This is a genomic window from Streptomyces sp. NPDC050164 (assembly GCF_044459945.1).
GTDB classification, from domain to species: Bacteria; Actinomycetota; Actinomycetes; order Streptomycetales; family Streptomycetaceae; genus Streptomyces; species Streptomyces coeruleorubidus_A.
In genome coordinates this window covers 1-1,775 of the sequence record NZ_JBITJK010000096.1, presented here as the reverse complement: position 1 = coordinate 1,775, position 1,775 = coordinate 1, and the positions used below count along the sequence as shown (strand labels likewise).

Sequence of the window (1,775 nt, the reverse complement as noted above, 5' to 3'; positions counted from 1 at the left end):
TCTAGACCCGGATTTCGCACATGGGGTTTGAGGTGTCCAGCCAGCGTGGGCGGGTTTCATCGATGCCGAGTAGTTCGAGGAGGTGGGCTTGAACGGCGCGTGTGATCAGGATGGTTGGCGGGTCGGTGGCTGTTCCGGCCCGGATCCGGAGGTCGGCGAGGTGGTAGAGGATCAGGCGTCCGGTCGGGCGGAGGGCCCGGTTGTCGGGGTAGAGCCCGCGCATGGTCTGGTCGCCGCCCAGGGCTTGGCGGACCTGGCGTTCGATGAGGCAGAACACCAGCAGGGCCAGGCAGATCACGGTGATCAGGGCGGCGATGCGCCGGTTGTGGTGCAGGAAGACCGGGGCCACGGCGAGCGGGCCCTTGAAGTCGCTGTAGCGGCGCTCGATTACCGGCTGGCCTTTGTAGCGGATGAGGACCTCGGCGGCGTCGGCCTCTGCGGGATCGAGGGTGGTCAGCAGCGCGTACCAGCCGTCCGCGGCGGCTTGGGCGGCCAGGACTTCCTGGTCGTAGTGCCAGGTCAGGGCAGGTCGTCCGCTCTCATCGACGGTGATGGAGGTGACCAGGCAGGAGCCGATGCGGCGTTTACTGGCGATCACGCCGAGCCGGGCGGTGACCTTCTGGGCGGTGGCGTAGTGCCGGCCGCCGCAGGCACGCTGGAGTTTGTCCAGTTCCTCACGGGCTTTCTCCAGGCGGCGGGTGCGGGCGGCCTGCTGGGCTTGGGCGTTGGCGCTGGAGTGGACCAGGATCCGGCGCACGGTGATCCGCGGGTCGCGCTTGCGCGGACCGGCCAGGATCTGGGTGTCCTCCAGCACTCGGTACTGGCCACGCTGAGCGGGTGGCTTTCCCATGTCTCGCCCGGCGGTGTAGTCGACCGGGTGGGCCCGGTCCGTGTCGAGACCGGCGAACAGGCCATCGGGAATTTTGGCCGCGGGCGCCGGGGCGATGAACCTCACCCCGGCTTCCTGCAGGGCCAGCAGGTTGGAGTAGGAGACCAGCTTCGAGTCGCCGACCATCAGAAAGTCGCGGGGCGCGGCCACCTCGCGCAGGGCCGTCATCGCCCCGACGACCTGGGAGACCTCGCCGGCCCCACCGTCGTAGGCGCGGTGGAAGACGGGGATGCCGCCGTCCGCCGAGATCGCGATCCCGGCCTGGATCTGCTTGAGATCCGCCCGGCGGTCCTTGGGATGACCGTACTTGACCTGCGGGAACCCCTCCTGCGGGGTCTCGTAGGCGCCGTGCAGGGAGATGCTGGTCATGTCCCAGTGCAGGCGCGAGACATCAATGCCGAACTCGGCGATCGCGCTCGCGCCGACCGTGCCGACGATGTGTTCCAGCTCGGGCGCGATGGCGTCCAGGGCGCGGCCGATGCGGTCGTCGTTGAGCAGGTCCGCCTCGATTCCGAAGACCTCCTCCACCGCCCACTCACGTGCCCAGTCGCCGACCCGCACCAGTGGCGCGGGCGCGGACAGCCGGTTGGCGACCAGGACCTCGATGACCTGCCCGTGGGTCAGATGCGCGACGTCGCGCACCGGACACAGCTCGTCGACGATCCGGGCCACGTCCAGCCGGCGCAGAAACTCGGCAGAGGCAGGCAGAGCGCCCAGACGCCTCTCCACCACAGGTGCGATCTCCACGTTCATCCGTGGACGACGCACCCGCGGCCGCTCGGCACGCGAAATCATCGACACATCACATCAACGACCACACCGACAACCAGACACCGCACGTGCCTCGTTCCAACCGATCGAGGCACGTGCGAAATCCGGGTCTAGA

At 68.7% G+C, this 1,775-nt stretch carries 1 protein-coding gene; it reads right to left on the bottom strand.

Annotated features, from left to right (window positions below; all coding sequences use genetic code 11):
* Position 1 precedes the first annotated feature (1 nt).
* Complete coding sequence (locus tag ACIBNA_RS45015) at positions 2-1,636, bottom strand: IS1634 family transposase (protein WP_399171290.1); 1,635 nt, start codon at positions 1,634-1,636, stop codon at positions 2-4.
* Positions 1,637-1,775 lie beyond the last annotated feature (139 nt).